Below are 25,021 nucleotides of genomic sequence, written 5' to 3' on the forward strand. Positions count from 1 at the left end.
ATGGCAGGCAACTGTAGTGGCCGACCCGCCGCCGCGCGTGGGCCTTCGTGAGAAACGCCCACATCGCCACCTTTACGAGGTAGATTCCCGAATGCCCGGTTCCCGAGTGGACCCCCGGTACCGCGCCGCCCCGTTTCCCCTGGCAGAGGCGTGGCCCGGCGGAGCACCGGGGGGCGGTCGGCAGAGCCGATGAGCCCTTCAGGCCTTGCGCGCCATCCCGCCGAACCCGTCCACCTCGGGCGGCTCGACAGCGAAGGGCCCCTCCCCCGCCTCGGGCCGCCAGCGCGTCACCATCACCACGCCGGGCTCGACGGGCTTCAGCCCTTCGAAGAAGGACGCGATCTCCTCAGGGCTGCGCTGCACATACGGGACCGCGCCGCTCTGGTTGTAGCGCTCGTGCGCCTCGACGTTGGCGTCGCTGAGCACGTTGGTGCCGTCGTTGACCGTCAGGTGGCTCCCGCGCGGCAGCCCCGCCAGCAGGCGCCGGACGATGCCCCGGGCCTCCTCCAGGTCGGCGACGTGCCCGAGGATGCCCATGAGCATCAGCCCGACGGGGCGGTCGAGGTCCAGCGTCGCGGCCGCCCCCTTCAGGATGGCCTCCGGCTCGCGCAGGTCGGCGTGGATGTAGTCGGTCGCCCCTTCCGGAGTGCCGGTCATCAGCGCGCGGGCGTGTGTGAGCACCAGCGGGTCGTTGTCGACGTAGACCACCCTGCACTCCGGCGCGCAGGCCTGGGCGACCTCGTGGGTGTTGTCGTGCGTGGGCAGCCCCGTCCCGACGTCGAGGAACTGGCGTATCCCTGCCTCCTCGACCAGGTACCGCACGGTCCGCTTCAGGAACGCGCGCGATTCCCGGGCGCCCTGCGCCATGCCGGGGAAGACCTCCAGGAAGCGGTCCCCCGCCTCACGGTCGACCGGGTAGTTGTCCTTGCCGCCCAACCAGTAGTTCCAGATGCGCGCGCTGTGCGGGACACTCGTGTCGATCGCTCCGCCGCCGGGCGTGGGGGGTGTGTTCGTCATCGCCGTGGCACTCCTGATCCTTATAGCCGAGCGCCATTCTGGTCCGGCCGCAGCAGCCCCGCAAATGGCGAGGGAGAGCGCGAGAGGAGGGTGGGAACGCCTGCGCCGCTGGCGTTCCCGCCCGCTTCCGAGAGCGTCCACGAGAACGCCGGAGGCGCGGTCTCGGGCATGCCGCAGAGCGCCGTCAGGAATCGGCCCCGAGCCCCCAGAAGGGAATCTCCGGCTCCTCGGGTTCCTCGTGCTCCAGGGACTTCAAGTAGGCCTCGGCGGCGTCGATCTCGTCCTCGGTGAAGACCGGGATGCCGCTGTCGCTCAACAGGTACGACGTCACCCCCGGGCCCGTGACCTTCGCCCCCGTGAAGCTCCCGTCGTAGACCGACCGGGTCCCGCAGCTCGGGCTGCCGTCCTTCAGGACCGCCAGGCGCACCCCCTGGCTCCGGGCGGTCTCCAGGGCCGCGCGCGCTCCGGAGACGAATTGGCCGGTCACGTCCTGTCCCTCGGGGGTGACGATCGCCGCCGCGCCGTCGAGCACCGCCTCGGCCCCCGCCGCACCCGCGATCTCGGCGGGCGGGCGCGGGACCGCCAGCCCCCCGGCGATCTCCGGGCAGTGCGGGACGAGGCGCCGCTCCGCACGCCAGCGCTCCAGCACCGGGTGCCCCGACGTCTTCGCCCTGCCGTCGAAACGGACCTTGCGCCCCATCAGGCAGGCGCTCACCAGCACCTTGTACACGGCCGACCTCGTTTCCCGCACCCCGGGCGGGGTGCGAACGGACCGGCGGGAAGGCGACCGGCGGGGGCGGCGGCACGCCGCCGCCCCCGCCGGTGGTCAGCGCCGCCAGTCGGGGCGGACGCTGCCCTTGGACGCCTTGGTCCCGCCCTTCTTCTCGCGGATGCGCATGCTGACCTTGATCGGGCTGCCCTCGAACCCGAAGTCCTCGCGCAGCCGCCGCTCGATGAACCGCCGGTAGTTGTCCTCCAGGAACCCCGTGGTGAACAGCACGAAGTGCGGCGGCCGCACGTCGGCCTGGGTCGCGAAGAGGATCTTGGGCTGGCGCCCGCCCCGCACCGGCGGCGGGGTCGCCGCGACCAGCTCCTTGAGCCAGCTGTTCAGCCTCCCGGTCGGGATCCGCGCGTCCCAGGAGTCCAGCCCGGCCTCGATGGCCGGGACCAGCTTCTCCATGTGCCGCCCGGTCTTGGCCGAGATGTTCACCCGCGGCGCCCAGGACACCCGGGACAGCTGCCGGTCGATCTCCTTCTCCAGGTAGTAGCGCCGGTCCTCGTCCAGCGTGTCCCACTTGTTGAAGGCCAGCACCAGCGCCCGGCCCGACTCCATGACCTGCTCGACCACCCGGATGTCCTGTTCGGCCAGCGGCTCGGACACGTCCATCAGCACCACCGCCACCTCGGCGCGCTCCAGCGCCGTGGAGGTGCGCACGGTGGCGTAGTAGTCGGCGCCCTGCAGGCGGCGGAACCGGCGGCGGATGCCCGCGGTGTCGATGAACTTCCAGGTGGTGCCGCCCAGCTCGATCAGCTCGTCCACGGCGTCGCGGGTGGTCCCGGCGGTGGGGTCGACCACCACCCGGTCCTCCCCCGCCAGCCGGTTCAGCAGGCTGGACTTGCCCACGTTGGGCCGCCCCAGCAGGGCGATGCGGCGCGGCCCCTCGTCCTCGGCGGCGGCCCGCTGCCCGGCCTCCTCCCGGTCGGGGAAGTGCGCGGCCACCGCGTCCAGCAGGTCGCCGGTGCCGCGCCCGTGCAGCGCCGACACCGCGACGGGCTCGCCCACACCGAGGTTCCACAGCGCCATCGCCTCGGCCTCCTGGGCCGGGCCGTCCACCTTGTTGGCGGCCAGCACCACCGGGCGGCGGGTGGAGCGCAGCACCCGGGTGACCGCGGCGTCGGCGTCGGTGACCCCGACGGTGGCGTCCACCACGAACAGCACGACGTCGGCGGCCTGGGCCGCGTACTCGGCCTGCCGGGCGACGCTGGCCGCCATCCCCTCGGCATCGGTCTCCCAGCCACCGGTGTCGACCAGGGTGAAGGGCCGCCCCTGCCAGGAGGCGTCGTAGGCCACCCGGTCCCGGGTCACCCCCGGCACGTCCTCCACGACCGCCTCACGCCGTCCGAGGACCCTGTTGACCAGGGACGACTTTCCGACATTGGGGCGTCCGACGACGGCGACGACCGGTACGACCGCCGCCTGCTCACCCGCTTCGGCCGCCTGGGCTGCCTCTTCCGTGGCCTCCCACGCCTCGCCGGCGGGGCTCTTCTCGCTCATGCCTCTCCGAACCTTCTCCCGGTTCCGTATCCCCCGCGCGCCCGGGACGCGTGCCGCGGGGGTGGTCGTGTACTGCGTGCGGTGCGCCCGGGCCGGGCGCACGCGTCCTCCGGCCCCGACCGGCCCACGGCCGACCGGGGAGGCGCCCCTGGAGCGGGGCGCGATGCCCTCCCGGAGGACGATGGCGGTACGGCGCCGCTACTGCGCGGCCGCCTGCGCCTGCGCGCCGTCGGCCGCCTCGTCGGCAAGGCCGACGACGATGTCGATGACCTCCTGCAGGCCCAGCCCGCTGGTCTCCAGCTCCAGGGCGTCCTCGGTCTGCGTGAGCGGCGAGTCCTCCCGCGAGGAGTCCAGCCGGTCGCGCAGCGCCAGCGCGCGCTTGGTGGCCTCGACGTCGTCGGTGCGCACCTCCTTGCTGCGGCGCGCGGCCCGCGCCTCCGCGCTGGCCGTCAGGTAGATCTTCACGGCGGCGTCGGGGGCCACCACGGTGGTGATGTCGCGCCCCTCGACGACGATTCCGCCCGACTCGCGCCGTGCCCGCGCGATCGTGTCGCGCTGCATGGCCACCAGCCGTTCACGCACCGCCGGTACGGCGCTGACGGCGCTGACGCCGGAGGTGACCTCCTGCGTCCTGATCGCCTGGGCCACGTCCGTGCCGTCCACCTGGACGGTGGGGGCCGACGGATCGGTGCCCATGGTGATGACCGGCCGCGACGCGGCGGTGGCGACGGCCTCCGCGTCGCCGACGTCGACCTGGTGGTGCATCATCCACCAGGTCATGGCGCGGTACATCGCCCCCGTGTCGAGATACGCGAAGCCGCGCGCGGCGGCCACGCCCTTGGAGGTGCTGGACTTGCCCGACCCGGACGGCCCGTCGATGGCGATCACCATGCCCGGCCCGGCCGCGCCCTCGGCGCCCGCTCCGGCGTTGCCCTGCGCGCTCACGTCGGTTCTCTCCCCAGGGGTTGGGTTCCATCTCATCTCAACGAAACAGGTTACAGCCGTAGTCCCCCTCTTCCGCCCGGATCGCCGGGCGGTCGGAACAGCCCGGAGCGGCACGGGCGCGCCCGTGATCCCTGGTGGCGGTGGCATCCGCCGGACCGCTGCGGCTCCCGGCCGCCGTGGGGCCGTGGTCGGCGCCACGGCGGCATGCCAGGTGCGGACCTGAGCGGTGGCGGCCCCGCCGACCGGGCCGAACGCACGTTCCGCGTACACGGTCCCATCGGCGGACACGGACACTGCGCCGAAGGCAGACCGTTCCCGAGCCTGTGCCGTCCCGCCGCCCCCGGCCGGACGGAGGCCGCACGATTCCGACGGTCGGTCCCCGTGGCGGCCTGGGCGGTCGGTCTCAGGGTGATCGACGCCCCAGCGGCGCCCGCCGGACCGGTGGCCCGTCCGTCACCCGCGGCCCGCCGCAGCGGTCAGATGTGCACCGACCATCCGCCCTCGCGCAGCGCCCCCACCAGGCCCTCGGCGGCCTCGGGCAGCACCGCCAACTGCGCCAGCCCCAGCGGCTGGCCCGGCGAGTGGTCCATGCGCACGTCCTCGATGTTGACCCCGGCCTCGCCGACCGCCGAGAACAGGCGGCCCAGCGCCCCCGGCTCGTCGGGCAGCACCACCGGGACCTCGGTGTAGCGGGGGATGGTCGGCGACGGCTCCCCGTGCTTTCCGGGGATCCGCCCGCGGCCCTCCACCCCGCGCTCCAGCAGCGCGCGCACCCCCCCCAGGCCCGCTCCGCCCTCCTCGCGCAGGCGGCCGGCGGCCGCGGACAGGTCGGCGGCCATGGCCTCCAGCACCTCGGCCACCGGGCCCGGGTTGCCCCCGAGGATCTCGGTCCACAGCGCGGGGTCGCCCCCGGCGATGCGGGTGACGTCGCGCACCCCCTGCCCGGCCAGCCGCATCGCCTGCGCGTCCCCGCCGGCCAGGCGGGCGGCCACCGCGGAGGAGGCCAGGTGGGGGGCGTGGGAGACCAGGGCCACCGCGCGGTCGTGCGCGGCGGCGTCCATCACCACCGGGTCGGCGCCGCACAGCCGCGCCAGCTCGGTGACGGCGGCCACCGCCTTGGTCCCCGCCTCGGCGGTCGGGCACACCGCCCAGGAGCGCCCCTGGAACAGGTAGGAGCGGGCGGCGCCGGGGCCGCTCTTCTCCCGGCCTCCCATGGGGTGGCCCGGCACGAACACCGACATGTCGCATCCGGCGCGCTCGGCACCCTCGGCCACCCGCGCCTTGACGCTGGCGGCGTCGGTGTAGACGTGGGCCAGGTGCCGGCGCTGGGCCCGCAGGAGGGCCGCCGGCACGGCGGCCGGGGGCGCGGCGATCACGGCGACGTCGGCGGGTGGGCCGGGGTCCGCCCCGAGCTCCTCACCGGCGCCCATGTCGCGGGCGATGCGCAGGTTGCGCGGGTCGGGGTCGTCCAGGTGGACCCGCACGCCCTGCCCGCGCAGCGCCAGCGCGACCGAGGTGCCGATCAGCCCGGCCCCGATGACGACGGCGCGGTCGATCATGGGTGTGCGTTCCCTCCGAGTTCCGGCGCGCCCGCAGGTCAGGGGCGCACTTCAAGCGTATCGGGCGTCCGGTCGGGCCGGAGGGCCCCCGCGGCGCCGTGTCACGTCGCGGCGGGAAGCCCCGCACGGGCCGCGGCCCAGCGGGCAGGTCCGCGGGCCGGTGCCCTGCCCCCGGGAGGCCGTGCCGAGCGTATCGGTATCCGGCACTGCGCTCCGCCGCCCCGCCCGTCGGACGAGGTGCCGGCCAGGGCTCTGGGGGCAGGCCGCCCCAGCGGCGTATCGACTGCTGTGACCTGGTCCGATGGGGTTTCCGAGGACGCGCCCCAGGGGTGGTGCCCGGGGCGTCGGCGACGGCCGACCGGCCTAGAAGAGCGGGGCGCACCTGCCCCCGACCGGGGGTCTGGGACTCGCCCGCCGCATTGGTCCCGGACGGATGGGCCTGCTGCCGACCGCCCCCAGGGAGATGACACCGCTTCAGAAGGTACGACCGAACCGGCCGCGGGACCGCCCCTCAACCGCGCGGGGCGGCCGCCGGTTCCCGGGCCGGGGTCACTGGGCGATGTCGAGCCGTAGCGCCTGGGCCCCGCGCAGGTAGACGTGGTGCAGGTCGGAGCGGGGAAGATCGGTCTCCACGTGCGCCATGAGGCGGACCACCCGGGGCATGCCGTGCGGCACGGCGATCTCGCTCGCGCACATCAGCGGCACGTCGGCGAACCCCACCTTGCGCGCGGCGAGCGCGGGGAACTCCGAGGTCAGGTCCGGTGTGGCGGTGAACAGGACGCTGATCACGTCATCGGTGGACAGGCCGTTGCGGCGCATCACCTCCGCCACCAGCTCGGCGGTCGCCTCGATGACGAGCTCGCGCTCGTCGGCGTCGACCTGAACCGCCCCACGGATCGCTCGCACTGCCACTGTCGCCTCGTCCCTCTCCCGCTCTTCTGCGGCGTCCCGAGAACCACCGGCTCCCGTCCCGCGTTCTGCCCGCTCCACCGTACTCCTTGTGGTGCGGGGCCTCGGCCTTCCCGCCTGGTGAATCGGGCCCGAGGAGACGCAATGACGACCGGATCCGGGATTGCGCCCCCAGGCTCCCTAGCGGTCCGCACGCGGCCCCGGGTCCCCCCAAGAGCTGGGGACGGACCGGTGCCGCCAGGAATGCTCGTGTCCGCTGGAGCGGTGTCGTCTCCTCCGAGACCATCGGGGAGCCGGGCCAGAGGTGCCCGCAACGGCGGCCAGGGCCGGCGAAAGTTCCACCACTCCAGCGGCGCCCAGGAATCCCCCGCCGCGCACAGGCGGAGCACACGACGGCGCCGCGGGGCCCAGACAGTGGGCCCCGCGGCGCTCGACGGGTGCGGGGGCTACATGCCCGCCGCCGTGTACAGCTCGCTCACCTCTTGCGCCGTCAAGGCGCGCATGGTGCCCGTCTTCAGGTTGCCCAGGCCGATCGGCCCCACCTGGGTGCGGGCCAGGTCGGCCACCGGGTGGTCGACCGCCTCCATCAGGCGCCGCACGATGTGCTTGCGCCCCTCGTGCAGGCGGATCTCCACCAGCGCCCGGGGCTCCAGGTTCTCCACCACGCGGAAGGAGTCCACCTCGACAGGGCCGTCGTCCAGCTCCACGCCCTTGCGGACCTCCCGCACCACCTCGCGCGGCACCGGCCCCGGCACCTTCGCGATGTAGGTCTTGACGACCTTGTAGCGGGGGTGGGTCAGCCGGTTCGCCAGCTCGCCGTCGTTGGTGAGCAGGATGAGGCCCTCGGTCTCGGTGTCCAGCCGCCCCACGTGGAACAGGCGCTCCTCGGTCTGCCCGGCGTAGTCGGACAGCGTCGGGCGCCCCTCGGGGTCCCACATGGTGCTGACCACGCCCCGCGGCTTGTTCAGCGCGTAGTACAGCCGGTCGGGGGCGGTGTTGACGAGCATCCCGTCGACCCGGATCTCCGAGCGCTCGGGGTCCACGCGGGCGCCGAAGCGGCGCACCACCTGGCCGTCGACCGTGACCCTGCCGTCGGCGATCAGCTCCTCGCTGGCCCTGCGGCTCGCCACACCGGCCTGGGCCAGGGCCTTCTGGAGCCGGATGCCGCCGGGCACGCCCTGGTAGGAGTCGCGGTCCCCGTCGGACCGGTGGTCCTCGTCGCCGGGGTCGAACTCCGAGCGGAGCGCCTTCAGGCGGGCGCGGGCCTCGCGCGAGAGTTCGCGCTCGGAACCGCGGCCCTTCTGCGGCGCCCGGCCGCCGTCCCCGCGGTCGGGGCCTCCCCGCCCGGCAGGACGCCCGGAACGCTCGGGACGCCCGGACCGTTCAGGGCCTCCGGACCTCTCGGGACGCCCGGACCTCCCAGGGCGTCCGCCGCGCTCCGGGCGGCCCGACCGCTCGGGGCGCCCGCTCCGCTCCTGGCGGGGCGAGTCCTGGCGCGCGGAACGTTCAGGACGGCCCGAACGCTCGGGACGGCCGGACCGTTCAGGGCGGCCACCGCGCTCCGGACGGCCAGCGCGCTCCTGGCGGCCGGAGCGGTCCCCCCGCTCCGGGGCGCCGCGGTCGCCGCCGCCGCGTCCGCCTTCGCGCGCGCCGCCGCGGGCCGCGCCCTGGCGGCCGCCGCGCTCGGGACGCTCCTCGTAGCGGCGCCCTTCGCGCCGCTCGGGGCGGTCCTCGCGCCCTTCGCGCCTGTCGCCCCCGCGGCCGCCGCGTTCGGCCCGCTCGGAACGGGGCTCGGACCGGTGCTCGGTGCGCCGCCCTTCGCGGCGCTGGGAACGCTCGTGCTTGTCGTCGCCGCGCTCACCGCGCGGGGCCCGGCCGCGCTCACCGCGCGGTCCGGTCGAGTCCCGCCCACCGCGGGACCTGTCGTTCTTACGTGGTGTGTTCACCGGTTTCGTCAATACCTTCGATGTCGTCAGGCAGGAACGGGGCCAGATCCGGAAGATCGTCGAGGCTCAACAGGCCCAGACGCTCGAGGAAATAGCTGGTCGTGCGGTACAGGTGCGCCCCGGACTCGGGGTCCTGTCCCGCCTCCTCGATGAGCCCTCGCAGTACGAGGGTACGCATAACCCCGTCGCAGTTCACACCCCGGACCGCTGAGACCCTTCCCCGGGAGACCGGCTGCCGGTAGGCGACGACCGCGAGTGTCTCCAGCGCCGCCTGCGTCAGCCGGACCTCCTGGCCCTCTTTAAGGAAATGCTCGACGACCTCCGCGCATTCCGGGCGCGTGTAGAAACGCCACCCCTCGGCGACCTGGCGCAGGTCGAAGCCGCGGTCCTGGCGGGTGTACTCCTCGGCCAGCTCCTCCAGCGCGGCGGCCACGTCGTCCAGCGGGCGGCCGAGCCCGCGCGCGATGTCGAAGGCGGCCACCGGCTGGTCCACCACCATGAGCACGGCCTCCAGGTCGCGCCGCAGGGCCGGGTCGGCGCCGGTGCGCGCGCCGTCGGCTCCCCCGGCGCCGTCCGCGCCCACCGTTCCGGCGCCTCCGGCCGTGTCCTGTCCCACCGTCACCCGCGCTCCCCTCCGCCGTCCTGCCCGTCCCCGGGGGCGGCGTCGTCGTACTCGTCGCTCACGTCCACCTCGCCGCTGGTGCCGCCGGTCCAGCTCACCAGCAGCTCCCCCAGCGGCTCGGGCTGGTCGAAGCCGACGTTGGACGCCCGGTACAGCTCCAGCAGCGCCAGGAAGCGGGCGACCACCTCGAAGGTACCGGTGCAGTCGGCCGTCAGCTCGGCGAAGGTCATCTCCCCCGCCGCGCGCAGCGCCTCCACCACCAGCGCCCCCTGCTCGCGCACCGAGGTCTTGGGCTGGTGGATGTGGGTCACCGGGACGCTCGGCGGCTCCTTCGGGGTGAACACCTTCGCCGCCAGGGCGGCGAACTCCTGGGGACCGAGCTTGAGCATCACGTCCGGCCGCGCGTCGGCGAACCGCGGCTCCAGCGGCACCGCGCGCGCGAACCGGCGCCCCTGGGCGGAGATGCGCTCCTGGAGCAGCGCGGCGACCTGCTTGTAGGCCCGGTACTGCAGCAGCCGGGCGAACAGCAGGTCGCGCGCCTCCAGGAGCGCGAGGTCCTCTTCGTCCTCCACGTCGCCCCGCGGCAGCAGCCGCGCCGCCTTCAGGTCCAGCAGCGTGGCCGCCACCAGCAGGAAGTGGCTCGCCTGGTCCAGGTCGAAGGAGCCCTCGTTCTCCTTGATGTAGGCGATGAACTCGTCGGTGACCTTGGACAGGGCGACCTCGGTGATGTCCAGTTTGTGCTTGGAGATCAACCCGAGGAGGAGGTCGAACGGCCCCTCGAAGTTCTCCAGGTGCACCTGGAAGCCGCCCCCGTCCTCGGCCTCCTCGCCGGTGCGCTCGTCGGTCATCCCTCTAGGGTGGCACCGCCCGGGCGGTGCCCGTCCCGCCTCCGCTCCCGTGCTCGCTCCTCCGGCCCCGCTCCGGGGCGGCGGGTCAGTCGGCCAGGCGCCGCACCAGGACGCTGTCGCCGCCGTTCTCGTGGAAGTCGGCGAGCAGCACGGCCACGGCCTCGCGCACCAGGCGCCCCCGGTCGGCGGCCAGGCCGTGCTCGGCCCGCAGCGTCAGCCGGGTCTGCTCCAGCGCGAGCAGCTCCTGCGCCGAGATGTACACGGTGATCTTCTCGTCGTGCCGCTGCCGCCCGCTGGGCTGCGGCGCCGCCGGCGGGGCCTTGCGCCTGCGGGGCGCCTTGCGCTCCGGCCCGGCCGCCTCCGGGGCCCGCGGCTCCGGGGGCGGGGTGTCGGCCGACGCGTCCGGCACGTCCGCGGCGCCGGGCTCGTCCGGGGCGTCCGGGTCCGCCCGGCCGCCCCCGCCCGCATCACCACCGTCCGCACCCATTTCGCTACTCTGCGGAGTCGATGAACGCCGCACAGAACCCCCGGAGGCCGTGTCCTCGGCCCCCGTGGCCGGTGCGGGGATCTCCCCCGCGCGGTCGGGTGCGGGCTCTGGGGCGGGCGGCTCCGACGGGCGGAAGAACAGCTCGTCGGCGCCGGGCAGCGTCACACGGCGTGATCGCTGTTTGCCCACCTGGCCAGCACCTCCTTCGCGAGATCCCGATAGGCGGTCGCCCCCGCCGACGAGGTGTCGAAGCGGGTGATGGGCTCCCCCGCGACGGTCGCGTCGGGGAAGCGGATGGTCCGGTTGATCACGGTGCCGTACACCTTGTCGCCGAAGCCCTCCACGATGGTGGACAGGACCTCGCGCGCGTGCAGCGTGCGCGGGTCGTACATGGTGCCCAGGAACCCGTCGATCACCAGTTCCTCGTTGAGGCGCTCCTGCACCTTCTCGATGGTGTCCATCAGCAGCGCCACCCCGCGCAGCGCGAAGAACTCGCACTCCAGCGGCACCACAACGCCGTCGGCGGCGGTGAGCGCGTTGACGGTGAGCAGGCCCAGCGACGGCTGGCAGTCGATGAGGACCACGTCGTAGTCGTCCAGCACCGGTCTCAGCGCGCGCTTGAGCATCTGCTCACGGGCGACCTCGCCGACCAGCTGCACCTCGGCGGCCGACAGGTCGATGTTGCTCGGGATCAGGTCCAGCCCGTCCACGTCCGTCTTGAGCAGCACGTCCTCGACGGTGACGTCGCGCTCCATGAGCAGGTTGTAAACGGTCAGGTCCAGCTCGCGCGGGTCCAGCCGCCCCAGGCCCACCGACAGCGCCCCCTGCGGGTCGAAGTCGACGAGCAGCACCCGCCGCCCGAACTCGGCGATGGCCGCCCCGAGGTTGATGGTGGTCGTGGTCTTGCCGACCCCGCCCTTCTGGTTGCACAGTGCCACGATCCGGGCCGGACCGTGGCGGTCCAGCGGCTCCGGATCCGGAAAGCTCGGCTTCGCTCGTGTCGTCTGCAGTTCGTCCCCCGTGCTGCGCGGTTCCCCCCACGGGCTGCTCGCCGCCGCGCCGTGCATGCCGTCGTCGATGGGGGCTCCCGCCTCCGCATCGTCGTATCGCGACCAGCTCACAACCCTTTGACCTCCCTACGGACCGGCTGCCCGGGCCCGGTGGGCCCACCGAGCGGCCGGCCGTCGGAAACAACTCGCCATGTCGACAGCGGCCTGCCGTCGTGCGGCGACTCTAGAACGTCCGCACGGGGTGATTCAACGCGACACTCTACGCGCTCAGGGCGCGCCCGTGCCGCACTTGTCGGACTCGGAAGCCCGTCAGCGGCGGGCCCTGGGGTGGCCGGCCGCGTACACCTCCCGCAGCCGGTCGACGGTCACCAGCGTGTAGACCTGCGTGGTGCTCACCGAGGCGTGCCCCAGCAGCTCCTGGACCACGCGCACGTCCGCGCCGCCGTCGATGAGGTGGGTGGCGAAGGAGTGGCGCAGGGTGTGCGGGGAGACGTCGCGCAGCCCGGCGCGCTCGGCCGCCGCGCGCAGCACCGCCCAGGCGCCCTGACGGGTCAGCCTGCCGCCGCGCGCGTTGAGGAACAGGGCCGGGGCGCCGCGGCCCGATGCGGCCAGCGCGGGCCGCCCCCGCACCAGGTAGGCCTGGACCGACTCCCGCGCGAACCGGCCGACCGGCACCACGCGCTCCTTGCCGCCCTTCCCGCGGAAGCGCACCACCCCGCCGTCCTCGGCCCCGGGCGGCGCCGGGCCGGTCACGTCGTCAACGTCCAGGCCCACCGCCTCGGAGATGCGGGCGCCCGTCCCGTAGAGCAGCTCCAGCAGGGCGCGGTCGCGCAGCGCGCGCGGGTCCCCTTCGGACCCGGCCGCCTCCAGCAGGGCCTCGATGTCCTCCAGCGGGACCGCCTTGGGCAGCCGACGCATCGGGCGCGGGGGGCTGACCTCCGCGGCCGGGTCGGCCGGGGCGAGCCCCTCCCGGAGCGCGAACCGGTGCAGGCCCCGGACCGCCACGACCGCGCGGCCCGCCGAGTTCCCGCCGAGCGGGGGGTGCTCCTCGTCGCCCTCGCGCAGCGCGCGCAGGAACGCCGACACGTCCCCGGCCGCGACCCCGGCGAGCGACGCCAGCCCGCGCGACTCCAGGAACAGCACGTATCTTCGCAGGTCACGCCTGTAAGAGGCGAGAGTGTTGGCCGCCAGTCCGCGTTCGACGGCCAGGTGGTCGAGGTAGGTCCGCACCGCGGCGGCGGCGTCGCTCCGGTCCGCCACGGCCTCGTGCTCGGCGCTCGTCGTCATCACCCGGCTTCCCGCGATTTCCGGGACAGATGATGCCATAAGGGTGCGCCGTCGGCGGGAAAGGCGCGCAAACGAAAGCGCCGCGGCCCCTTTCGGGACCGCGGCACCCTCCTCCGGACTCGGCGGCCCTACCGCGCCGCCGGCGCCATGCGCCCGGCCGCCCGGCGGGGCGGGGTCCGGGCTCCGGTCACTCGGCCGGGCGCAGCGAGGCGAACCCGTCGCGCTCGGCGGCGGCCGCCGCCAGCACGCCGACCACCGTCGCACCGTTGCGCACCCGGGCCTCCGACACCGCGCGCACCGCCTCTTCCAGCGGCACCCACTCGGGGTGCAGGTCGGCCTCCTCGTGCAGGCGGACGAAGGTCTGCTCCGCCTCGGGGACCGGGCTCACGCCCCGCCCCAGGAACACCTGGATGCGCTCGCTGGAGAACCCCGGCGACGGGTAGAAGTCGGCCAGCTCGAACCAGCGCTCCGCGCGGTGCCCGGCCTCCTCCTCCAGCTCCCGCATGGCGGTGCGCACCGGGGCCTCGCCCTCCTCGTCGCGCACCCCCGCGGGCAGTTCCCACAGGCGCTCGCCCACCGCGTGCCGGTACTGGTGCACCATCAGCACCCGGCCGGCCTCGTCCAGGGCCAGCGCCGCCGCCGCGCCCGGGTGCACCAGGTACTCGCGGGACACCTCCTCGGGCCCGTCGGCGCCGGGCAGGGCCAGCCGGTCCACGTGCACCCGCGTCTTGGCGCCCCGGAAGGGCACCTCGCGCGCGAGCGGGTCGCGCCGGTCGGGCACGTCGGCGGGCTTGCCGCCGTGGTGGGCGCCCATCAGGCGCGGGCCTCGGCCGAGCGCTTCAGGGCGGCCGCGACCAGGCCGGAGAACAGCGGGTGCGGCCGGGTGGGCCGCGACCGCAGCTCCGGGTGGGCCTGGGTCGCCACGAAGAACGGGTGCTCCTCCTGGGGCAGCTCCGCGTACTCCACCAGGCGGCCGTCGGGCGACAGGCCCGAGAAGCGCAGCCCGGCGTCCTCCAGGCGGCCCCGGTAGGCGTTGTTGACCTCGAAGCGGTGCCGGTGGCGCTCGGACACCCGGCCCTTGCCGTACACCTCCCGCACCACCGAGCCCTCGGCCAGGTCGGCCGGGTACAGGCCCAGCCGCATGGTGCCGCCCATGTCGCGGTCGCCGGAGATCACGTCGGCCTGGTCGGCCATGGTCGCGATGACCGGCTCGGCCGCCTTGTCGTCGAACTCGGCGCTGTTGGCGCCCTCGATCCCGGCGACGGTGCGGGCGAACTCGATCACCATGCACTGCAGGCCCAGGCAGATGCCCAGCATCGGGACGCGGTTCTCCCGGGCGTAGCGGACCGCGCCCAGCTTGCCCTCGATGCCGCGCACGCCGAAGCCGCCCGGCACCAGGACGCCGTCCACGCCCTCCAGCTCCCGGTGGGCCCCCTCCGGGGTGCGGCAGTCGTCGCTGGCCACCCAGCGGATGTTCACCCGGGTGTCCTCGCCGAAGCCGCCCGCGCGCAGCGCCTCGGTCACCGACAGGTAGGCGTCGGGCAGGTCGATGTACTTGCCCACCAGGGCGATGGTGACCTCGTGCTCGGGGCGGTGCACCCGCCCGAGCAGGTCGTCCCACTCGGTCCAGTCCACGTCGCGGAAGGCCAGGCCCAGGCGGCGCACCACGTAGGCGTCCAGGCCCTCCCGGTGCACCACCTTGGGGATGTCGTAGATGGAGGGGGCGTCCGGGCAGGAGATCACCCCGCCCTCGTCCACGTCGCACATCAGGCTGATCTTGGACTTCATGGCGTCCGGGATCGGCCGGTCCGACCGGCACACCAGCCCGTCGGGCTGGATGCCGATGTTGCGCAGCGCCGCCACCGAGTGCTGGGTGGGCTTGGTCTTGAGCTCCCCGGACGGCGCCAGGTAGGGCACCAGCGACACGTGCAGGAAGAAGCAGTTGTCCCGGCCGATCTCGTGCCGGATCTGCCGCACGGCCTCCAGGAAGGGCAGCGACTCGATGTCGCCGACCGTGCCGCCGATCTCGGTGATGACCACGTCGACGTCGGCGGACTCCATCGCGTAGATGCGCGACTTGATCTCGTTGGTGATGTGCGGGATCACCTGGACGGTGTCGCCCAGGTAGGCGCCCTGCCGTTCCTTGGCGATCACGCTGGAGTAGATCTGGCCGGTGGTGACGTTCGCCGACCCCGACAGCTCGGTGTCGAGGAAGCGCTCGTAGTGGCCGATGTCGAGGTCGGTCTCGGCCCCGTCGTCGGTGACGAACACCTCTCCGTGCTGGAAGGGGTTCATCGTCCCGGGGTCGACGTTGAGGTAGGGGTCCAGTTTCTGCATGGTGACCCGCAGACCGCGCGACTTCAACAGCCGGCCGAGGCTGGACGCGGTCAGGCCCTTGCCGAGGCTTGAGGCGACGCCGCCGGTGACGAAGAGGTGTTTGGTACTCGCGGCGGATGCCAAGTGCTGCTCCCGTGGTCGAATGGCTGCGGACCGCCCGATCGATGAGGACGGGCGGCCGTGCGGCGCCCTCTCGGTCCCGGCGGTTCCCCGTTCCGGGCCTCGGACTCCACGGGCCACCAGGATAACAGGCCCGGGCCCACCCGACGGCACGCGCGCGGACGGCGCCGCCGCGTCCGCGCCCGTCAGAGGGGGTCGGCGGCCCCTCAGCCCCCGGGCCGCAGCACCTCCGCGTGCCCGCCGCCGCGCCGCTCGGGCTCGGCGACCGCCCGGATCCGCCCGTCCTCCAGGTACTCCAGCGCGGCCACCGCACCGATCTCCGGGGTCGCGGAGAAGGCGTGGCCGCGCGCGGTGAGCTCCTTCTCGGCGGGTGTGCCGAAGAAGCCCGGCTCGGCGTCGGTCTCCGGCGCGTTGCGCTGGGAGGTCCGGGGCGCCGCCACCGCGTCGGGCAGGGGCGTGCCCAGGGCGGCGGTGTCCACGATCACGTGCAGGACCGTGGTGATGATCGTCGCCCCGCCCGGGGAGCCCAACGCCATGGCCGGCGCGCCGTCGTCGAGGACGATGGTCGGCGACATGCTGGAGCGGGGGCGCTTGCCCGGGCCGGGCAGGTTGGCCTCGCCCGCGCCGGGCCCGGAGGCCGCGAAGTCGAAGTCGGTGAGCTGGTTGTTGAGCAGGAACCCGCGGCCGGGGACGGTGATGCCGCTGCCGCCGGTCTGCTCGATGGACAGCGTGAAGGAGGCGACGTTCCCCCAGCGGTCGGCCGTCACCAGGTGGGTGGTGGAGCGCCCCTCGGTGTCGGGCGCCGCCGGCTGGGCCACCGGGGCGGGGCACCCGTTTCCGTCCCCGCCGGAGGGGTCGCCGGGCGCCACGGGGGCCGGAAGGACCGATGCGGGGTCGATGAGGCAGGCGCGGCGCTCGGCGTACTCCGGGGAGAGCAGGGCCCGGACCGGCACGTCGGTGAAGGCCGGGTCGCCGATGTAGGCGTTGCGGTCGGCGAAGGCGAGCTTGCTCGCCTCCAGGGCGGCGTGCAGCGTCCCGGCACCGTCGCCGTCCCCGGGGGCGGACCGGTCGACGATGGCCAGGGCCTCCCCCACCGTGGTGCCGCCGGACGAGGAGGGCGCCATGCCGTACACGTCCAGCCCCTGGAACTCCACGTGCGCGGGATCGCGCCGCACCGGCGCGTACCCGGCGACGTCGGCGGCGGTCAGCAGGCCGGGCCGCACCTCGCGGCCGGTGCCCGGCGCCGTCGGCGGGTCGGCGGCGGCCGCGGCGACGTCCCGGCCGAGGGGGCCGTCGAGCACCTGCGCGCCGTCCCGGGCGAAGGCGCGGTAGGTCTCGGCGAGGTCGGGGTTGCGGAAGACCGTCCCCGGCTCGGGCGGGGCGCCGCCGGGCAGGAACAGCTCGGCGGTGGCGGGGAAGTCGGCGAAGCGCCCGGCGTTGGCCGCGGTCTGGTCGCGGAAGGTCGCGTCGACGGTGAAGCCGTCCTCGGCCAGCTCGATGGCCGGGCGCATGACCTGCCTGAGGCTCTTGCGGCCCCAGGTGTCCACGGCCCGCTCCCAGGCGGCCGGGGCGCCGGGGGCGCCCACGGACAGGCCGGAGGTGACGGCCTCGCGGAACGGGATGGGCTCGCCGTCCTCGGTGAAGGCGTCCTCGCCCATGGCCGCCGGGGCGGTCTCCCGCGCGTCGAGGGTGTGCACGCGGCCGTCCTCGGCGCTGTAGTAGAGGAGGTAGCCCCCGCCGCCGAAGCCCGCCGAGTAGGGCTCGGTGACCCCGAGGGCGGCCGCCGCGGCGACGGCGGCGTCGGCCGCGGTCCCGCCCCGGCGGAGCATGCGCATCCCGGCCGCGGTGGCGTCGGGGTCGACGGTGGACACGGCCCCGCCGTACCCGGTCGCGACCGGCGACCGGTCGGGGGACCCCGGCGGACGGTCCCGGTCATCGGCGGCGGCGGAGAGCCCCGACGCGCACACCAGGAGGGCGCCGGCGGCCGCCCCGAGGGCGAGCGCACCGCGCGGCTTTCGCGAACCGAGCATGGAAGAGGCCCTTCCGGTCCGGCGGCACCCGGGACCGCCCCGGGAGGGGCGGCGCCGCAGAAAGGTACCCCGGGCCGGTCCCCGCCCGCCAGGGCCCACGAGCGGGACCACGCCGTGCGCTTCCCGTCCGATGGTCACGCCACCATCGGCGATCTCCGCAGGTCCCCGTGCGCCCCCTGGGCGCACGGGACGCGACCGCCTCCGAGCTCGGGGCGCAGTCGCACTCGCCCCTTGACCCGGCCCCCGCCTTTTGGGGGCGCTTTTCCCGAGACCGACGGCACAGGGGCGGCGGTCGGCGACGGGGCGCGAGGCTCGGTCTCCCGCGGAACGCCCGCCCATCCGCACGGGGTCTCAAGCGGGCGGCCCCCGGCCCGCCCTCGGCGCCGCGCCGACCGTGCTCACCTGGACCGGCACCCCGCCCTTCGGCGACGCGGCCCCGGCCGCCCGCCGGTGGCGGTCGCTTCATCCGGCTCAGCGCATCGCCGTGGCCGGGCGGGCCTCCCAGGTGGTCCAGAGGGGGCGGTAGCCCATCCGGGCCCAGAACGGGGTCGACAGCGGGTTCATCAGCGAATGGTCCAGCAGCACCGTCTCGGCCCCGCAGGTGTCCAGCGCCTGGTGGGCCTGCTCCACCAGGGCCGTGCCGATCCCCCGGCCGCGCTCGCCCTCGGTCACGATGCCGTACCCGATGTGGGCCGCCGACGACGCCGACACCAGCGGCCCCGTCCACCGCGCGCGCTGCGGCGGGGTCACCCACACCAGGCCCACCATCCGGCCGCGCCGCTCGGCCACCCATATCCAGGACGGGCGCCGGTTCAGCGCCGCCGACAGCACGCTGCGGGTCTGCCCGGCCGTCTCCTGCTGCACGAAGACCCCGCCGAAGCGCTCCTCGAAGCGGTGCTGCTCCATCAGCAGGCCCACGGCCGGGGTCAGGTCCTGCCGGTCGGCCATCCGGAACGCCACGTCGCGCGGGGGCAGCGAGGGCGGCACCCCGCGCCCGCGCGGGCGCACCGACAGCACACTGTAGGGCTGCAGGCCGTGCCGCTGGAGCGGCGCTATGCCGCACACGTCGCGGGAGGGCCAGGTCAGCAGCGCCGAGGACTCCGCCCCGGTGCCGCCGGGCTGGGCCTCCAGCTGGTCCTTCCAGCTCGTCAGCAGCGAGTCCAGGGCCCCCTCGGGGTCGGGGCCGCCGATCACCGGGGTCAGCCAGTGCTGGTCGGGCATCCCCCAGGTGCGGCCCACCTCGCCGGGCTGGTACCAGGAGTAGCGCATGGTGCCCGCGGCGACGGTGCGGCCCGCCTCGTCGCTGACGGTGAGCAGGGTGTCCCCGGCGCGGCGCAGGCGCGGGGGCGCGGGCAGCAGCGGGTCGACCGCGGCCCAGCGCAGCGCCGCCGACTCGGCCAGCGCCTCGTAGCCGGTCCCGCGCCCGGGCAGGTCGCCGCGGCGCACGCGCGCGACATAGCCGCTCATCCTCCACCCTCCCTGACCGCTTCCGTGGTGCTCGCGGAGCGAGGCCGTCCGGACGCGGTCCGTGAACATCCACGGAACGTGCACCGGGTGGTGACGGACCGTCGTCCGCCGACCGCGACGAGTCTAGCGCCCGCTCGGGTGCATACCGGGCAGAACACCGAATTCCGTTACCTATCCGATTCGGTGCAATCCCATTTCGGATATTTCCCGTCAGCCGCCACCGTACTCGACACCGCTCTGGCCGGATCCGGCGGGACCCGCGCAACGGCGGGGATCATGCGGAGCGGCACGGCGGCGCCCCGCCCCGGACCCTACCGGCGGGTCGGCCCCGGCCGGCCCGGGCGGGGCTCACTCCACCCCGGCCGCGTCCATGCCCCGCAATTCGCGCTTGAGCTCCTTGATCTCGTCCCGCAGCCGCGCCGCCAGCTCGAACTGCAGGTCCGTCGCGGCCTGGTGCATCTGCGCGTCGAGCTGGTCGATGAGCGAGGCCAGCTCCGCCCGCGGCATCTGGGACACGTCCGCGCGCCCCTCGCCGCCACCGCCGCCGCCCGGCACCGGCGCGGCCGCCTGGCGGTACCCGGAGCCGAGCAGCTCCTGGGTGTCGACCTCCTCGCGGGCCAGCGAGTCCAGGATGTCGGCGATCTGCTTGCGCAGCGGCTGCGGGTCGATCCCGTGCTCGTCGTTGTAGGCGAGCTGCTTGGCCCGGCGCCGGTTGGTCTCGTCGATGGCGCGCCGCATCGAGTCAGTCACGGTGTCGGCGTACATGTGCACCTGCCCGGCCACGTTCCGGGCCGCGCGGCCGATCGTCTGGATCAGGGACGTCTCCGAGCGCAGGAACCCCTCCTTGTCGGCGTCCAGGATCGCCACCAGGGACACCTCCGGCAGGTCCAGGCCCTCCCGCAGCAGGTTGATGCCGACCAGCACGTCGAACTCGCCGGTGCGCAGCTCCCGCAGCAGCTCCACCCGGCGCAGCGTGTCCACCTCGCTGTGCAGGTAGCGCACCCGGATGCCGAGCTCGGCGAAGTAGTCGGTGAGGTCCTCGGCCATCTTCTTGGTCAGGGTGGTCACCAGCACCCGCTCACCGCGCCCGGCCCGCTCGCGGATCTCGTGCACCAGGTCGTCGATCTGCCCGTCGGTGGCCTTGACCACCACCTCCGGGTCGACCAGCCCGGTGGGACGGATGACCTGCTCGACCACGTCGCCGCCGCTCTGCCGCAGCTCGTAGGGGCCCGGGGTCGCCGACAGGTACACCGTCTGCCCGATGCGCTCCAGGAACTCCTCCCACTTCAGCGGGCGGTTGTCCATCGCCGAGGGCAGCCGGAACCCGTGCTCGACCAGGGTGCGCTTGCGCGCGGCGTCCCCCTCGTACATGGCCCCGATCTGCGGCACCGTCACGTGCGACTCGTCGACGACCAGCAGGAAGTCCTCGGGGAAGTAGTCCAGCAGGGTGTTGGGGGCGCTGCCGGGCTCGCGCCCGTCGAAGTGCCGCGAGTAGTTCTCCACCCCCGAGCAGCTGCCCACCTCGCGCAGCATCTCGATGTCGTAGGTGGTGCGCATCCGCAGGCGCTGCGCCTCCAGCAGCTTGCCCTGCGCCTCCAGGTCGGCCAGGCGCCCGGTCAGCTCGGCCTCGATCTGGCCGACCGCCCGCTCCAGCCGCTCGGGCCCGGCCACGTAGTGCGAGGCCGGGAAGATGAACACCTCGTCGTCCTCCCCCAGCACCTCCCCGGTGATCGGGTGCAGCGTCAGCAGGCGCTCGACCTCGTCGCCGAACATCTCGATGCGCACCGCCAGCTCCTCGTACACCGGGATGATCTCCACGGTGTCCCCGCGCACCCGGAAGGTGCCGCGGGTGAAGGCGGTGTCGTTGCGGGTGTACTGCATCTCCACCAGGCGGCGCAGCAGCTCGTCCCGGTCCACCTCGGTGCCCGCCTTGAGGTGGGTCATCCGGTCCACGTACTCCTGCGGGGTGCCCAGGCCGTAGATGCACGACACCGACGCCACCACCACGGTGTCGCGGCGGGTCAGCAGCGAGTTGGTGGCCGAGTGCCGCAGCCGCTCCACCTCGTCGTTGATCGAGGAGTCCTTCTCGATGTAGGTGTCGGTCTGCGGGACGTAGGCCTCGGGCTGGTAGTAGTCGTAGTAGGAGACGAAGTACTCGACCGCGTTGTTCGGCAGCATCTGCCGCAGCTCGTTGGCGAACTGCGCGGCCAGCGTCTTGTTCGGCTGCATCACCAGGGTGGGCCGCTGCACCTGCTCCACCGTCCAGGCCACCGTGGCGGTCTTGCCGGTACCGGTGGCGCCCAGCAGCACCGTGTCGGCCTCGCCCCGGTCCACCCGGCCGGCCAGCTCGGCGATCGCCGAGGGCTGGTCTCCCGCGGGCACCATGTCCGAGACCACCTCGAACGGCGCCTTCCTGCGCTGGATGTCGGTCACCGGTCGCATGCCGCCCCCATCGTCGCCTCGTGCAGCGCGGGCAGCCCGTGCCCGCCCCTCCAACCTAGCGCCGCCCTGCGACAGCGCCGGACCGCCGCGTGCAACGCACCCGGCCGCCCGCCGATTCCCACGGGCAGCCCCGCGGACCGGCGGCGCCGCGCGCCCGGCGTCAGGCCCGGTCGGCGCGGGCCCGCAGCTCCTTGTCCACCTCGGCGACGCGCGCGTCCAGGTCCCCGATCGGCCCGGCGTTGTCCACCACGATGTCGGCGGCCGCCAGCCGCTCCTCCCGGGAGGCCTGCGCCGCGATGCGGGCGCGCGCCTGCTCCTCGGGCATGCCCCGGTCCTCCACCAGGCGCCGCACCCGCACCTCCTCGGGCGCGTCCACGACCACCACCAGGTCGTACATCCCCTGCAGCCCGTTCTCCACCAGCAGCGGCACGTCGTAGACCACCACCGCGTCCCCGGGCGCCCGCGCCATCAGCTCCTCGGTGCGCTCGGCCACCCGGGGGTGCACGATCCCGTTCAGCCGCTCCAGCTTCGCGGTGTCGGAGAAGACGATCGCGCCCAGCCGGGGCCGGTCCAGCCGCCCGTCGGCGTCCAGTACCCCCGCGCCGAACTCGGCCACCACCTCGGCCAGGCCGGGGGTGCCCGGCTCCACGACCTCGCGGGCGATCGCGTCGGCGTCGATGACCAGCGCGCCCGAGGCGGCCAGGCGCCGCGCGACCTCGCTCTTGCCGGAGCCGATGCCCCCGGTCAGTCCCACTCGAAGCATGGGGCCGAGACTACGGCACCGCCCCCTCGGGCGCGGCGGCGGGCACCGCCTTGCCCAGGTGCACCAGGGTGCGGTGGTCGGCGATGCGCTCGCGGGAGGCCTCGGTGTAGCCCAGGCCGCGGAACAGCCGCAGGGCGGCCTCGCTGCCGTGCCCCACGGACACGGCGAAGCGCTCCAGGGCCGGGTGGTCGGCGGCGGCCCGCCGCTCCAGCTCGGCCATGAGCGCCCGGCCGATGCCGCGCCGCCGCGCGTCCGGCGCCACCGACAGCCGCCCGACCAGGAAGGCGCGCTCGGCGGCGGCGCCGCGCACGGCGCCCACGATGCGCCCGCCCAGCACCGCCTTGAGGACCGGCCCGCGGTCGAAGGCGGCCCGCACCTGTTGCCCGGTCTCGGCCAGCGGCGGCAGGTAGGGGTCGCCGTAGAGCTGCGCCTCGGACAGGTAGGCGGCGCGCTGCAGGGTCCAGATCTCCCCGGCGTCCTCGGGGGAGGCCTCGGCGAGGACCGGGGCGGCGGTCGGTTCGGGCGGGGTCTCGGCGCGCATGGCGTCCCTCTCGCGTCCGGGTGCGCGCCGAGCATAGCGGAGGGCCGCCCCCCTGGCGGGGAGCGGCCCTCGGCGGTTCGCTGTCCGGTTCCGGAGTCCCGGAGCGGGGTCGGTGGCTACTCGCCGCCGCCCGCGAGCTTCTCCCGCAGCGCGGCCAGGGCCTCGTCGGAGGCCAGGGCACCGCCGGTGGCGGCGTCCGAGCCGCCGCCGGAGGAGGCGGAGCCGCCGCCGGAGGGCGCCGGAGCGGCCTCCTCCTCGTACCCGCCGCCGGCCTCGGCCTCGGCCTCGGCGGCACGGGCCTCGGCGACCTGCTTGCGGTGCGCCTCGAAGCGGGCCTGCGCCATGGCGTACTGGCGCTCCCACTCGTCGCGCTGGGTCTCGAAGCCCTCCATCCACTCGCCGGTGTCGGGGTCGAAGCCCTCGGGGTACTTGTAGTTCCCCTGCTCGTCGTACTCGGCGGCCATGCCGTAGAGCGTGGGGTCGAACTCCTCCTGCTCGGGGGAGACGCTCTCGTTGGCCTGCTTGAGCGACAGGCTGATGCGGCGGCGGTCCAGGTCGATGTCGATGATCTTGACGAAGATCTCGGTGCCGACCTGCACGACCTGCTCGGGGATCTCCACGTGGCGCTCGGCCAGCTCGGAGATGTGCACCAGGCCCTCGATGCCCTCCTCGACGCGGACGAACGCACCGAACGGCACCAGCTTGGTGACCTTGCCCGGAACGACCTGCCCGATCTGGTGGGTGCGGGCGAACTGCTGCCAGGGGTCCTCCTGTGTGGCCTTGAGCGACAGGGAGACGCGCTCGCGCTCCATGTCGACGTCCAAGACCTCGACGGTGACCTCCTGGCCGACCTCCACGACCTCGCTCGGGTGGTCGATGTGCTTCCAGGACAGCTCCGAGACGTGCACCAGGCCGTCCACGCCGCCCAGGTCGACGAAGGCGCCGAAGTTGACGATCGAGGAGACCACGCCCTTGCGGATCTGGCCCTTCTGCAGGGTGTTGAGGAAGGTCTGGCGGACCTCCGACTGCGTCTGCTCCAGCCAGGCGCGGCGGGACAGGACCACGTTGTTGCGGTTCTTGTCCAGCTCGATGATCTTGGCCTCGAGCTCGCGGCCGACGTAGGGCTGCAGGTCGCGGACGCGGCGCATCTCCACCAGCGAGGCGGGCAGGAACCCGCGCAGGCCGATGTCGAGGATCAGACCGCCCTTGACGACCTCGATCACCGTGCCGGTGACGACGCCGTCCTCTTCCTTGATCTTCTCGATCGTGCCCCAGGCGCGCTCGTACTGGGCGCGCTTCTTGGACAGGATCAGCCGGCCCTCCTTGTCCTCCTTCTGGAGGACCAGGGCCTCGACGTGGTCGCCGACGGCCACGACCTCGCCCGGGTCGACGTCGTGCTTGATCGACAGCTCCCGGGAGGGGATGACCCCTTCGGTCTTGTAGCCGATGTCGAGCAAGACCTCGTCTCGATCGACCTTCACAATGGTGCCTTCAACGATGTCCCCATCGTTGAAGTACTTGATGGTCTCGTCGATCGCCGCGAGGAAGGCTTCCTCGGACCCGATGTCGTCGACCGCTACCTGGGGTGTCGAGGTTGCCTCGGTGCTGCTCGTCATGTGTGGGTGGACTCCGGATACGGACAATGGCTAGAAGGTCACGCCGTCGCCGCCCGTCTGCGATGGTTCATGCGGTCGTGAGAGAACCGCGGTGCGCACGGGTGGCCACAACGCTTCGGCCAGAATATGAGACCCGCGCCCCCTGGTCAATCGGAATCCCGGCCCGCTATCGGGCCAAGTCCCCATTCTGGGCATGCTACCCGCCCGCGCCCGCGAGCGGAAAGACGCCCCGCCCCGCGCGCCGGACCCGAAACGGCGCCCCGGGGCCGGCTCAGTCGTCGCTTCGGCAGGACCGGGACCGCTTCAGCGCCGAGCGGCGGCGCTTGTCCTCCACCCTGCGGCGCCGCGCCGCCCTGCTGGGCCGGGTGGCCCGGCGCTCGCGCGGCGGCGGGGCGCACGCGGCGGCAAGCGCCGAGCGCAGCCGCTCGGCCGCCAGCTCCCGGTTGCGGGCCTGGGAGCGGGTGTCGGAGGCGGTCACCGTCAGCACCGTCCCCCGCAGCCGCCCGGCCAGCCGCTCCAGGGCGCGCTCGCGCTGGCGCCCGGTCAGCGCGGAGGTCGCGGCCACGTCCAGCGACACCGACACCCGTGTGTCGGAGGTGTTGACATGCTGGCCGCCCGGCCCGCCCGAACGGGAGAAGCGCCAGACCAGCTCCGCCTCGGGCAGTGCGGGGCCGCGCCCCGCGGCGCCCTTGTCCGCCATCGGTGTCCCTCCCTCGATTCCGCTCAGAGCGTAGCCGCCGAAACGCCGAAAGGCACGCCGGTTTCACCGCGGCCCCGGCCGCGCCGCCCCGGAGGGCGGG

21 protein-coding genes are annotated in these 25,021 nt (G+C 74.3%); all 21 read right to left on the reverse strand.

Annotated features, from left to right (window positions below):
• Positions 1 to 198 precede the first annotated feature (198 nt).
• Positions 199 to 1,017, reverse strand: coding sequence for an SAM-dependent methyltransferase (locus O4U47_RS13555; protein WP_270678195.1), 819 nt, complete (start codon positions 1,015 to 1,017; stop codon positions 199 to 201).
• 184 nt (positions 1,018 to 1,201) lie between these two features.
• Entirely contained in the window at positions 1,202 to 1,747 is a 546-nt protein-coding gene (locus tag O4U47_RS13560; RefSeq protein WP_270678196.1) for a DUF523 domain-containing protein, read from the reverse strand.
• Positions 1,748 to 1,843: 96 nt separating this feature from the next.
• Positions 1,844 to 3,292: a ribosome biogenesis GTPase Der gene (gene der / locus O4U47_RS13565; RefSeq protein ID WP_270678197.1), complete on the reverse strand. Its 1,449-nt coding sequence runs from the start codon at positions 3,290 to 3,292 to the stop codon at positions 1,844 to 1,846.
• A 198-nt stretch (positions 3,293 to 3,490) separates the two neighbouring features.
• Positions 3,491 to 4,237: a (d)CMP kinase gene (gene cmk / locus O4U47_RS13570; RefSeq protein WP_270678198.1), complete on the reverse strand. Its 747-nt coding sequence runs from the start codon at positions 4,235 to 4,237 to the stop codon at positions 3,491 to 3,493.
• A 476-nt stretch (positions 4,238 to 4,713) separates the two neighbouring features.
• Positions 4,714 to 5,796: a prephenate dehydrogenase gene (locus O4U47_RS13575; RefSeq protein WP_270678199.1), complete on the reverse strand. Its 1,083-nt coding sequence runs from the start codon at positions 5,794 to 5,796 to the stop codon at positions 4,714 to 4,716.
• A 549-nt stretch (positions 5,797 to 6,345) separates the two neighbouring features.
• The gene (aroH, locus tag O4U47_RS13580) at positions 6,346 to 6,708 is read right to left on the reverse strand and encodes a chorismate mutase (protein ID WP_270678200.1); all 363 of its coding nucleotides are present in this window, start codon (positions 6,706 to 6,708) and stop codon (positions 6,346 to 6,348) included.
• A 443-nt stretch (positions 6,709 to 7,151) separates the two neighbouring features.
• Positions 7,152 to 8,651 (reverse strand): pseudouridine synthase, encoded by a 1,500-nt coding sequence (locus O4U47_RS13585; RefSeq protein WP_270678201.1) that lies wholly within the window; start codon positions 8,649 to 8,651, stop codon positions 7,152 to 7,154.
• Entirely contained in the window at positions 8,635 to 9,234 is a 600-nt protein-coding gene (gene scpB / locus O4U47_RS13590; RefSeq protein ID WP_270678224.1) for an SMC-Scp complex subunit ScpB, read from the reverse strand. Before scpB ends, O4U47_RS13585 begins: the two co-directional genes overlap by 17 nt.
• Before the next feature lie 35 nt (positions 9,235 to 9,269).
• Positions 9,270 to 10,121, reverse strand: a complete 852-nt coding sequence (locus tag O4U47_RS13595) for a segregation and condensation protein A (RefSeq protein WP_270678202.1) — start codon at positions 10,119 to 10,121, stop codon at positions 9,270 to 9,272.
• An 85-nt stretch (positions 10,122 to 10,206) separates the two neighbouring features.
• Positions 10,207 to 10,608, reverse strand: coding sequence for a hypothetical protein (locus O4U47_RS13600; RefSeq protein WP_270678203.1), 402 nt, complete (start codon positions 10,606 to 10,608; stop codon positions 10,207 to 10,209).
• A 161-nt stretch (positions 10,609 to 10,769) separates the two neighbouring features.
• A complete protein-coding gene (locus O4U47_RS13605) occupies positions 10,770 to 11,729 on the reverse strand; it encodes a ParA family protein (protein ID WP_270678204.1) in 960 nt (319 codons plus the stop codon).
• 198 nt (positions 11,730 to 11,927) lie between these two features.
• A complete protein-coding gene (locus O4U47_RS13610; RefSeq protein WP_270678205.1) occupies positions 11,928 to 12,905 on the reverse strand; it encodes a site-specific tyrosine recombinase XerD in 978 nt (325 codons plus the stop codon).
• A 187-nt stretch (positions 12,906 to 13,092) separates the two neighbouring features.
• Complete coding sequence (locus O4U47_RS13615) at positions 13,093 to 13,719, reverse strand: NUDIX domain-containing protein (protein ID WP_270678206.1); 627 nt, start codon at positions 13,717 to 13,719, stop codon at positions 13,093 to 13,095.
• Complete coding sequence (locus O4U47_RS13620) at positions 13,719 to 15,365, reverse strand: CTP synthase (RefSeq protein ID WP_270678207.1); 1,647 nt, start codon at positions 15,363 to 15,365, stop codon at positions 13,719 to 13,721. The genes O4U47_RS13615 and O4U47_RS13620 overlap by 1 nt, the downstream gene beginning before the upstream one ends.
• A 203-nt stretch (positions 15,366 to 15,568) precedes the next feature.
• Positions 15,569 to 17,392 (reverse strand): gamma-glutamyltransferase family protein, encoded by a 1,824-nt coding sequence (locus tag O4U47_RS13625; RefSeq protein ID WP_270678208.1) that lies wholly within the window; start codon positions 17,390 to 17,392, stop codon positions 15,569 to 15,571.
• Between the two features lie 471 nt (positions 17,393 to 17,863).
• Positions 17,864 to 18,859 carry a GNAT family N-acetyltransferase gene (locus tag O4U47_RS13630; RefSeq protein WP_270678209.1) on the reverse strand — a complete coding sequence of 332 codons (996 nt, stop codon included), beginning with the start codon at positions 18,857 to 18,859 and terminating at the stop codon, positions 17,864 to 17,866.
• Between the two features lie 348 nt (positions 18,860 to 19,207).
• The gene (gene uvrB / locus O4U47_RS13635; protein WP_270678210.1) at positions 19,208 to 21,301 is read right to left on the reverse strand and encodes an excinuclease ABC subunit UvrB; all 2,094 of its coding nucleotides are present in this window, start codon (positions 21,299 to 21,301) and stop codon (positions 19,208 to 19,210) included.
• Between the two features lie 160 nt (positions 21,302 to 21,461).
• Positions 21,462 to 22,064: a dephospho-CoA kinase gene (gene coaE / locus O4U47_RS13640; RefSeq protein ID WP_270678211.1), complete on the reverse strand. Its 603-nt coding sequence runs from the start codon at positions 22,062 to 22,064 to the stop codon at positions 21,462 to 21,464.
• A 10-nt stretch (positions 22,065 to 22,074) separates the two neighbouring features.
• Complete coding sequence (locus tag O4U47_RS13645) at positions 22,075 to 22,605, reverse strand: GNAT family N-acetyltransferase (protein WP_270678212.1); 531 nt, start codon at positions 22,603 to 22,605, stop codon at positions 22,075 to 22,077.
• A gap of 116 nt (positions 22,606 to 22,721) precedes the next feature.
• Entirely contained in the window at positions 22,722 to 24,221 is a 1,500-nt protein-coding gene (gene rpsA, locus O4U47_RS13650; protein WP_270678213.1) for a 30S ribosomal protein S1, read from the reverse strand.
• A gap of 271 nt (positions 24,222 to 24,492) precedes the next feature.
• The gene (gene arfB, locus O4U47_RS13655) at positions 24,493 to 24,921 is read right to left on the reverse strand and encodes an alternative ribosome rescue aminoacyl-tRNA hydrolase ArfB (protein ID WP_270678214.1); all 429 of its coding nucleotides are present in this window, start codon (positions 24,919 to 24,921) and stop codon (positions 24,493 to 24,495) included.
• Positions 24,922 to 25,021: the final 100 nt, after the last annotated feature.

This window comes from Nocardiopsis suaedae, assembly GCF_027706745.1.
GTDB lineage: Bacteria > Actinomycetota > Actinomycetes > Streptosporangiales > Streptosporangiaceae > Nocardiopsis_A > Nocardiopsis_A suaedae.

What these genes read in the sequence shown, in the direction of transcription:
- rpsA (WP_270678213.1), bottom strand. Translation starts at nt 24,221, where the DNA reads ATGACGAGCAGCACCGAGGCAACCTCGACACCCCAGGTAGCGGTCGAC.
- O4U47_RS13625 (WP_270678208.1), bottom strand. Translation starts at nt 17,392, where the DNA reads ATGCTCGGTTCGCGAAAGCCGCGCGGTGCGCTCGCCCTCGGGGCGGCC.
- O4U47_RS13630 (WP_270678209.1), bottom strand. Translation starts at nt 18,859, where the DNA reads ATGAGCGGCTATGTCGCGCGCGTGCGCCGCGGCGACCTGCCCGGGCGC.
- O4U47_RS13575 (WP_270678199.1), bottom strand. Translation starts at nt 5,796, where the DNA reads ATGATCGACCGCGCCGTCGTCATCGGGGCCGGGCTGATCGGCACCTCG.
- arfB (WP_270678214.1), bottom strand. Translation starts at nt 24,921, where the DNA reads ATGGCGGACAAGGGCGCCGCGGGGCGCGGCCCCGCACTGCCCGAGGCG.
- coaE (WP_270678211.1), bottom strand. Translation starts at nt 22,064, where the DNA reads ATGCTTCGAGTGGGACTGACCGGGGGCATCGGCTCCGGCAAGAGCGAG.
- der (WP_270678197.1), bottom strand. Translation starts at nt 3,292, where the DNA reads ATGAGCGAGAAGAGCCCCGCCGGCGAGGCGTGGGAGGCCACGGAAGAG.
- O4U47_RS13600 (WP_270678203.1), bottom strand. Translation starts at nt 10,608, where the DNA reads ATGGGTGCGGACGGTGGTGATGCGGGCGGGGGCGGCCGGGCGGACCCG.
- uvrB (WP_270678210.1), bottom strand. Translation starts at nt 21,301, where the DNA reads ATGCGACCGGTGACCGACATCCAGCGCAGGAAGGCGCCGTTCGAGGTG.
- O4U47_RS13645 (WP_270678212.1), bottom strand. Translation starts at nt 22,605, where the DNA reads ATGCGCGCCGAGACCCCGCCCGAACCGACCGCCGCCCCGGTCCTCGCC.
- O4U47_RS13595 (WP_270678202.1), bottom strand. Translation starts at nt 10,121, where the DNA reads ATGACCGACGAGCGCACCGGCGAGGAGGCCGAGGACGGGGGCGGCTTC.
- O4U47_RS13615 (WP_270678206.1), bottom strand. Translation starts at nt 13,719, where the DNA reads ATGGGCGCCCACCACGGCGGCAAGCCCGCCGACGTGCCCGACCGGCGC.
- O4U47_RS13555 (WP_270678195.1), bottom strand. Translation starts at nt 1,017, where the DNA reads ATGACGAACACACCCCCCACGCCCGGCGGCGGAGCGATCGACACGAGT.
- O4U47_RS13610 (WP_270678205.1), bottom strand. Translation starts at nt 12,905, where the DNA reads ATGACGACGAGCGCCGAGCACGAGGCCGTGGCGGACCGGAGCGACGCC.